This window comes from Suilimivivens aceti (genome assembly GCF_025567405.1).
Classification (GTDB): Bacteria; Bacillota; Clostridia; order Lachnospirales; family Lachnospiraceae; genus Suilimivivens; species Suilimivivens aceti.
Window position 1 is genome coordinate 285,598 of record NZ_JAOQKJ010000004.1, and the last position, 7,064, is coordinate 292,661.

The window sequence follows — 7,064 nt, forward strand, 5'->3', positions numbered from 1 at the left end:
AGCTGTTCTCTCCCGTAAATCTAATCCCTTTCGTCAAGTATACCGTTTTTGAGATATTTTATCAAGCAATTCTCCAATGAATTTTATGTCCTGCTGACTGATATATCCTACCTTATGATAGGAAAAAGCATTCTCACCCTGACGCACCTCATAACCTCTGTACATCACATCATAAAAACCATAAAAAACAGCCGCTGTGTCTGTAAGGATCTCATTTTCCCAGCTGTCCTTCCTCCTGACCCCACGATAATACAGCTTCAGGTGCGTGGCCTCGTGAGCCAGTACAGCAACAAGTGTATCCACCTGATAGGTCTTCTGGATCTCCAGCCTGATCGTGGTAAAGGCAAGATCTGTTTCGATCTCACCTGCCCGATCTGTCACCGGTGTATGCTGGATCACCAGCTTAATATAGCTGCCGTCCATGCCAAGATGCTCACAGATATCACACAAAAGCTCCTTCAATGCTTCTTCATCTTCTCTATCCTGCTGTAGGCTTTGGATCAGCTCCTTTGGCGGTGTATAGGGTGCAGACGGCTCCCTTTCCTTCTTCACAAGCTGATCCACACAGCTTTCCAAAAGCTCATGGGGCACCTGCTTAAAAGCCGCCTTCGGAACCGGTGCCTGCTTCATGATAAAGCGTTTGACCACAAAATAAATAAAGCCAAATATTGTCAGTACCCGACAGATATTGCTGAATGTCAGATACGGAAGTAACTCATTCAGTCTGTTCACTCCTACTTTCCTCTTTTCCTGCGGCTGTCATAAGTTACATTTTCTGAAAGATTACAATACTCCCCGGTTCTTGTATAGGAATCCGTCAGATGACTGGTATGGAGCATTCTGCCAAGAGCTTCATCCTCCCATGGCTTCCATTCCTTATCCTTCTTTTCCTTTCCATCCTCTGAATGCCCCGGCATGCCGCCCTCTCCAGCCATTTTCCCATCGGCAGGACTGTCTTGCATTTCTTTCTGCCTGCCAAGTATCTTTTGGATCTTCTGTGGGAATTCCCGGACCGGCTCTGTTATATGCTCTTTCACAAAATTCTGGAATGCCGCTTTTATATTCTGGAAGGCAGCCATAAGATGGAGAGACTGCCCTCCTGTCCCCGCTGTCTGTCCCTCATCTCCAAGAGAATTCCAGAACTCCTTAAGGATCCCTGTGTGGGTATTTTCCCCGGGAGTTTCCTTTTCAACCGTATGAGTGATCTGACAGGTATCCCCGTCCCTTGAATATGTGGATTCCCTCTTCCGGTAAACTGTGTTTTCTGTATTGGCCCCGTCCGGCTTGGTTCTGTCTGCCTGGCTGTCATTTTCCTTTGCTGCTTCCTTATTTTTATAAAGATAGTTATCCTGATAACCCTTTCCGGAAAACCCGGTATAATCATTACGGATCCTCATAAGACCACCTCCCGTCATGTACCTCTTTTCTGCCTTTTCTACTTGAATATTAGCACAGAAAGCGTGTCCCTGTCACCTGAAACATGACTGCTTTCCCTCGTCTTCTCTTTGTAATCTTTGCAATATCTTAACACCTGAAAATTGCCAGTGCCCTGTAATCGGAGTATAATATCCCTATGGGAAAATTACTGATGATGAAAAGCAGAAAACTATTAAAAAATATTCTGATCACACTGGGACTGACGGCACTGGCCACAAGTATTGCTTTCTGGTTCTTTCACCATGTACCCGAAAATCCAGCCAATATTGCCCTTGTTTACATCACGGCTCTGGTTCTGATAGCACGCTTTACAGATGGTTATCTCTACGGTGTACTGGCATCCCTTGCCGGGGTTATCTTTGTAAACTATCTGTTCACCTATCCTTATTTTGAGCTGAACTTTACACTGACCGGTTATCCCGTTACCTTTTTATTCATGCTGATCATTTCCATAACGATCAGTGCCATGACGTCCCAGATCAAAGATCAGAGTCGGATTCTTGTGGAACGCGAAAAGCTGCTTATGGATGCCGAAAAGGAAAAAATGCGGGCTAATCTGCTGCGAAGCGTATCCCATGATCTGCGCACACCTCTTACCGGCATTATCGGAAACAGCTCCACCTACATAGAAAACTATGATACCCTTTCTGAAGAAGAAAAGCTGAAGCTAGTAAGCCACATCAATGATGACTCCAACTGGCTCCTTAATATGGTAGAAAACCTCCTGTCCGTTACCAGGATCGATGAACGCTCCATGAAGATCGCTACTTCCCTGGAATCGGTAGAGGAGGTCTGTGCGGAGGCGATCCGCAGGCTGAAAAAGCGACTGCCCTCTGCTGATATCCATGTCAGCGTCCCGGAGGAATATCTGCTGATCCCCATGGATGCCATGCTGATCGAGCAGGTCATCATCAATCTTCTTGAAAATGCAGTTGTCCACTCAAAAAGCACTCTGCCCATAGAACTGACCGTCACAGATGACGGTTCCCTTGTTACCTTTCGTGTCAGGGATTATGGTATTGGTATTCCACCAGAACGTCTGGACACTATTTTTAACGGTTCACCCTATACCCCTGAAAATCAGGGAGATACCTACCGTGGTATGGGAATCGGTCTTTCCATCTGCAAGACGATCATAACTGCCCACAGCGGCACAATCGGTGTATGCAACAATGAAAACGGCTGCACCTTTACCTTTACCCTTCCCAAGGAAAGAACAGAAAACGAGTAAAGAATTTTATGAGAAAGGATTTTTCAAAATGACACTGAAATCATCAATTCTTCTGATTGAAGATGAAGAGAATATCCGTTCCTTTATTGCTACTACACTGAAAAATCAGGGATATAAGATCACTACTGCTTCTACCGGCAGGGAAGGACTGCATCTGTCCGCCTCCCTCTGTCCTGATATTATCCTGTTAGATCTCGGGCTCCCGGATCTTGACGGCATGGATGTGATAAAACAGCTCCGCGACTGGGGATCCACTCCTATCATCGTGATCTCTGCCAGAAGCCATGAGCAGGAAAAGGCCAAAGCTCTTGACCTTGGTGCTGATGACTATATCACCAAGCCCTTTGGCACAGTCGAGCTCCTTGCCAGGATCCGCACCTCCCTGCGTCACAGCAGCCAGTCTGGCTCTGACAGCACCAGCCATACACCGGTTTACCATCATGGAAACCTGACTCTCGATTTTGAAAAGCACCTTGTCACCCTGAACGGGGAAATGGTACACCTGACCCAGATTGAATTCAAGCTGCTCGGACTCCTTGCCATGAACAGCGGTAAGGTTCTTACCTATTCCTATATCATGGAAAAGATCTGGGGTCCCTACATAGACAATAATAACCAGATCCTCCGGGTAAACATGGCAAATATCCGTCGTAAGATAGAAGAAAATCCTGCTGCCCCGGAGCATGTCTTTACTGAGATCGGCATTGGATACAGAATGGCAGAGTGTGATTAACTCTCTGCCACATACTGTAAATAAAATGATTATCTAAAAAGCTCCATACACAGGCTCATGTGGATTCAGACCTTTTGACCCTGGCATCGTAATGTGCTATGATATAAATTGCATGGAATCATGCAGAAAGGTATGGAAACCATCATGTTAAAACAAGTTGCTATTTTTGCTGAAAATAAAAAGGGAACCTTTCAGGATATCACCCAGATCCTTCAGAATGCCAATATCAATATTCTTGGCTCTGTTACTAACGACGGACCGGAATACGGGATCATGCGGCTGATCGTATCCGACACGGAAAAGGCTCTCGCCTCCCTGAAAGAGGGTGGCTATCTCTGTCGTTCCAATGATGTTATTGGCGTAGAGCTGGAAGATAAAGTAGGTAATCTGAACCAGCTTCTTCTTTCTCTGGAGGCGGGTAATATCAATGTTGACTACATTTATCTGTGCTTTAACAGAGATACCGGCAAGCCTGTCCTGATCCTTCATACCAATGAGATCTTCGAGGTTGAAGAATATCTGAAGGGCAAAGGCTTCATACTTGCTTAAAGTAGAGCTGTACCAAAATATACGACGCAGCAAATTAATCCCAGATGAATCTGTGACTTCTCTGTCAGGTGTTCATCTGGGATTTTATTTTTCTTTCCGTCTGCTATAATTTTGAAAGTATGCTTTCTGCCTCTTCTCTGATCTGCGGAAAATTCTTTGGAAAATCCTGCCCGCTTCTATGCTCTCCAATCATTTTCTCCATCCAGACCATGTGATACCATCTGTCGAATTTGTATCCACAGTTATGAAATTCTCCGACCATGTCATACCCCAGATGTCTGTGAAATTCCACACTGTTTTTAGTCAGATACTCATCCTCTTCCTCCGGATAGGCAATACAGGCATTCAGATTCAGTATTCCCTGCAGCTTCAGCACCTCCTCCAGTGCATGGTGCAGTTTCCCGCCAATCCCCATTTTCCTGCAGCTCTGATCCACATAAATAGATGTTTCCACACACCAGTCATAGGCCTCTCTGTCATGAAAAACACCTACATAGGCATACCCTGCAATCTGACCGTCTACTTCTGCTGCCAGATAGGGATATTTCTCCAGCACATGGCAGATCCTTTCACGGAATTCCAAAAGAGAAGGAACCTCATACTCAAAAGTGATCGCAGTATGTTCTACATAAGGTGCATAAATGGCAAGCAGCTTCTCTGCATCCTCTGGCGAGGCTATCCGGATGTTTACCTTTTTTTCTTCCATAATATTGTCTCCTCCATCCGTTTTCATCCGTTTTTTCCAATATGCACCTGTATTTTCTGTCTGTCAACAAGGATTTCTGTGCCAGGTCATCTGGTTCTAGCTCAGACACCCGTCAACAATATGCACGATCCGCTGGGCACTTTTGGCTACATTCAGATCGTGAGTGATCATCACGACTATATTTCCTTTTTGAGACAGAAGTTTGCATCCCTGAACACACCGGTTCAGATCAAAACCGTCAGAGGAATCGGTTATCGTCTGGAGGTCTTAAAATGGTCCGAAAATTACAGCGTCGCTTTATCCTGATCACCATGGTCAGTGTCATTTCCATTTTTATATTGATCCTGGCAGTTCTCAATATTTCTGTCAGCTATTCTGCCATGCAGCGTGGCTATGACACCCTACAGGACTATGCCATGCGGGATACAGCAGACGGCATAAAAGCTCTGGATACTCCTGACAGAAACTGGTTTGATAACATGCGCGTTCTCTATGTTGCCTATGATTCTAAAGGAAATATCGAGGACTTTTCTACTGGCGGCAATCCAGACATGACAGAAGCTGCTCTCTTGTCCATGGCCTCCAGTGCATTACAGCAGTCTAAAGAAAAAGGACGGCTTGGCTCCTACCTCTATCTGCTTTCCGAGACAGAAGATGGCACCTGCCTATACTTCCTTGACTATGGCATGGAAAAATCCATGTCTCTGCGGCTGCTGCGGATCTGCCTTTATGTTGGACTCCTTGGCATTGTCCTGATCTTTATTCCGGTCTTTTTCCTGTCCAGATGGATCACCAAGCCTGTGCAGACCACCTTTGACAAACAGAAGCAGTTTATTGCCGATGCTTCCCATGGATCTGAGCAGCACCGTAAAAAATGCCGCCCTCTCCTTTGAAAGTCTGGCCTTCGAATACGAAAAGCAGTTTACCATGGAAATTCAGGATGGTCTTACCATGAACGGTAATGAAGGAAACATCAGACAGCTTGTCACGATCCTTCTTGACAATGCCTTCAAATATTCAGGCGAACACAGCACAGTAAGTATCTCTCTCTCTTCCCATGGAGACAAAAAAATACTTCTGGTCCGCAATACAGGAAATGGAATCCCTGCAGAGGACCAGAAGCATATTTTCGAACGTTTCTACAGAAGTGAAGCCTCCCGGAACCGGAAATACGGCGGCTACGGCCTTGGCCTTGCCATTGCAAGCTCTATTGTCACCGTCCACAAAGGACAGCTTACCGTAAAGAGTGATGAAGCTACCTATACTGCCTTCACAGCCACGTTTTTGTGAAGGCAGGCTGTTACCTTGTCAAAATGATCAAGTACATACTGTCCAATGATCGGATCATACATTTTGCCAAGATTTTTCTCTATTTCCTGATAACAGACATCGAATCCCAGCGCCTTCCGATATCTGCGGTTCGATGTCATGGCATCAATGGAATCACAGATTGCAATGATCCTGGCTCCTACCGGGATCTTCTCTCCTTTCAGGCCATCCGGATAGCCCTTCCCGTCAAATCTCTCATGATGATGCAGTACGATATCACTGAACTCTGACAGACTTTGGGACTTGCTGAGGATGCCTGCTCCAATGGCGGAATGGGTCTTCATGATCTCAAATTCCTCATCTGTCAGCCTGCCCTCCTTGTTCAGGATGGCATCCGGTATCCCGATCTTTCCGATATCATGCAGATGCGCCGCAATATGGATCTTCCGTATACCCTTCTTTTTCAGCCCGATCAGTTCACATACCTTCAGCGCCATTTCACTGACTCTCTGTGAATGTCCGGCTGTGTAGGCATCCTTAGCATCCAGTGCCCCTGTGATGCACTCTATGATCTCACGGTACACTTCTTCCTCGTCATCTGTACCTTCGCAGTAATGACATTCTTCCATATCTTTATCCTTTCTGTGTCTATCAGCATTCCTGCTGCTTTTCAGTTTCCTCTCTGATATCTTGCATTATATTCCCGGTTGATCTCTGCGATCTCCTTTTCACCATCAATATATGGCTGATAAAGTTCAAACGGACTTCCACCGCCAAGCCAGCAGCTCGAACAATTCTCACAGCCACCACCACAATCGAGTGACTCCTTTATGATCTGCTCTCTTTCTTCCTTCGTGGTATCTTTGATCAGAATGCTCTTCATACAAATCCCTTTCCTTTCTGTTCCTATTATAAGAATCTCCCCTCTTTTTTACAATATGATTTGCCATTCCATGTTCTTTTTTTCCTATTCTTGTGCAATGCTTCCAAATCTATTGTCCTTTCGTTTGGAACTTGCTATGCTCCCATATAGAAGAGAGTTAAATTCTCAGAGAGCAATTTGGTAAATAGTCAAGAAGTATTTTGAAATGCTTTTCATATAAATGGGTAACTTTAATAGACCTACGGCTTGTTTTTCA

At 45.3% G+C, this 7,064-nt stretch carries 10 protein-coding genes; 5 read left to right on the forward strand and 5 right to left on the reverse strand.

Annotated elements, in window-relative coordinates; all coding sequences use genetic code 11:
- Positions 1 to 33: 33 nt before the first annotated feature.
- Positions 34 to 732: a hypothetical protein gene (locus OCV77_RS06575; protein WP_262574137.1), complete on the reverse strand. Its 699-nt coding sequence runs from the start codon at positions 730 to 732 to the stop codon at positions 34 to 36.
- Between the two features lie 2 nt (positions 733 to 734).
- Positions 735 to 1,397: a hypothetical protein gene (locus tag OCV77_RS06580; protein ID WP_262574139.1), complete on the reverse strand. Its 663-nt coding sequence runs from the start codon at positions 1,395 to 1,397 to the stop codon at positions 735 to 737.
- 176 nt (positions 1,398 to 1,573) lie between these two features.
- Here OCV77_RS06580 and OCV77_RS06585 point away from each other — a divergent pair, with 176 nt between their 5' ends.
- The 3 genes from OCV77_RS06585 (at position 1,574) to OCV77_RS06595 (ending at position 3,950) form a co-directional block, all read left to right on the forward strand.
- Positions 1,574 to 2,668 carry a sensor histidine kinase gene (locus tag OCV77_RS06585; protein ID WP_262574141.1) on the forward strand — a complete coding sequence of 365 codons (1,095 nt, stop codon included), beginning with the start codon at positions 1,574 to 1,576 and terminating at the stop codon, positions 2,666 to 2,668.
- 28 nt (positions 2,669 to 2,696) lie between these two features.
- Positions 2,697 to 3,401: a response regulator gene (locus tag OCV77_RS06590; protein ID WP_262574142.1), complete on the forward strand. Its 705-nt coding sequence runs from the start codon at positions 2,697 to 2,699 to the stop codon at positions 3,399 to 3,401.
- A gap of 144 nt (positions 3,402 to 3,545) precedes the next feature.
- The gene (locus tag OCV77_RS06595; protein WP_118799481.1) at positions 3,546 to 3,950 is read left to right on the forward strand and encodes an amino acid-binding protein; all 405 of its coding nucleotides are present in this window, start codon (positions 3,546 to 3,548) and stop codon (positions 3,948 to 3,950) included.
- Positions 3,951 to 4,053: 103 nt separating this feature from the next.
- On the opposite strand, the gene OCV77_RS06600 is transcribed toward OCV77_RS06595, so the two are convergent.
- Entirely contained in the window at positions 4,054 to 4,656 is a 603-nt protein-coding gene (locus OCV77_RS06600) for a GNAT family N-acetyltransferase (RefSeq protein WP_262574143.1), read from the reverse strand.
- A 272-nt stretch (positions 4,657 to 4,928) separates the two neighbouring features.
- On the opposite strand from OCV77_RS06600, the gene OCV77_RS06605 reads away from it, so the two are divergent.
- The gene (locus OCV77_RS06605) at positions 4,929 to 5,549 is read left to right on the forward strand and encodes a hypothetical protein (protein ID WP_262574144.1); all 621 of its coding nucleotides are present in this window, start codon (positions 4,929 to 4,931) and stop codon (positions 5,547 to 5,549) included.
- Between the two features lie 34 nt (positions 5,550 to 5,583).
- Positions 5,584 to 5,946, forward strand: coding sequence for a sensor histidine kinase (locus tag OCV77_RS06610; protein WP_147371247.1), 363 nt, complete (start codon positions 5,584 to 5,586; stop codon positions 5,944 to 5,946).
- Here the strand turns inward: OCV77_RS06610 and OCV77_RS06615 are convergent.
- Both OCV77_RS06615 and OCV77_RS06620 read right to left on the reverse strand, forming a co-directional pair.
- Entirely contained in the window at positions 5,916 to 6,554 is a 639-nt protein-coding gene (locus tag OCV77_RS06615; RefSeq protein ID WP_262574146.1) for an HD-GYP domain-containing protein, read from the reverse strand. The two genes, OCV77_RS06610 and OCV77_RS06615, sit on opposite strands and share 31 nt — an antisense overlap.
- A 41-nt stretch (positions 6,555 to 6,595) precedes the next feature.
- Positions 6,596 to 6,808, reverse strand: coding sequence for a hypothetical protein (locus OCV77_RS06620; protein WP_118799441.1), 213 nt, complete (start codon positions 6,806 to 6,808; stop codon positions 6,596 to 6,598).
- Positions 6,809 to 7,064: the final 256 nt, after the last annotated feature.

What these genes read in the sequence shown, in the direction of transcription:
- OCV77_RS06580 (WP_262574139.1), bottom strand. Translation starts at nt 1,397, where the DNA reads ATGAGGATCCGTAATGATTATACCGGGTTTTCCGGAAAGGGTTATCAG.
- OCV77_RS06585 (WP_262574141.1), top strand. Translation starts at nt 1,574, where the DNA reads ATGGGAAAATTACTGATGATGAAAAGCAGAAAACTATTAAAAAATATT.
- OCV77_RS06590 (WP_262574142.1), top strand. Translation starts at nt 2,697, where the DNA reads ATGACACTGAAATCATCAATTCTTCTGATTGAAGATGAAGAGAATATC.
- OCV77_RS06595 (WP_118799481.1), top strand. Translation starts at nt 3,546, where the DNA reads ATGTTAAAACAAGTTGCTATTTTTGCTGAAAATAAAAAGGGAACCTTT.
- OCV77_RS06600 (WP_262574143.1), bottom strand. Translation starts at nt 4,656, where the DNA reads ATGGAAGAAAAAAAGGTAAACATCCGGATAGCCTCGCCAGAGGATGCA.
- OCV77_RS06605 (WP_262574144.1), top strand. Translation starts at nt 4,929, where the DNA reads ATGGTCCGAAAATTACAGCGTCGCTTTATCCTGATCACCATGGTCAGT.
- OCV77_RS06610 (WP_147371247.1), top strand. Translation starts at nt 5,584, where the DNA reads ATGGAAATTCAGGATGGTCTTACCATGAACGGTAATGAAGGAAACATC.
- OCV77_RS06615 (WP_262574146.1), bottom strand. Translation starts at nt 6,554, where the DNA reads ATGGAAGAATGTCATTACTGCGAAGGTACAGATGACGAGGAAGAAGTG.
- OCV77_RS06620 (WP_118799441.1), bottom strand. Translation starts at nt 6,808, where the DNA reads ATGAAGAGCATTCTGATCAAAGATACCACGAAGGAAGAAAGAGAGCAG.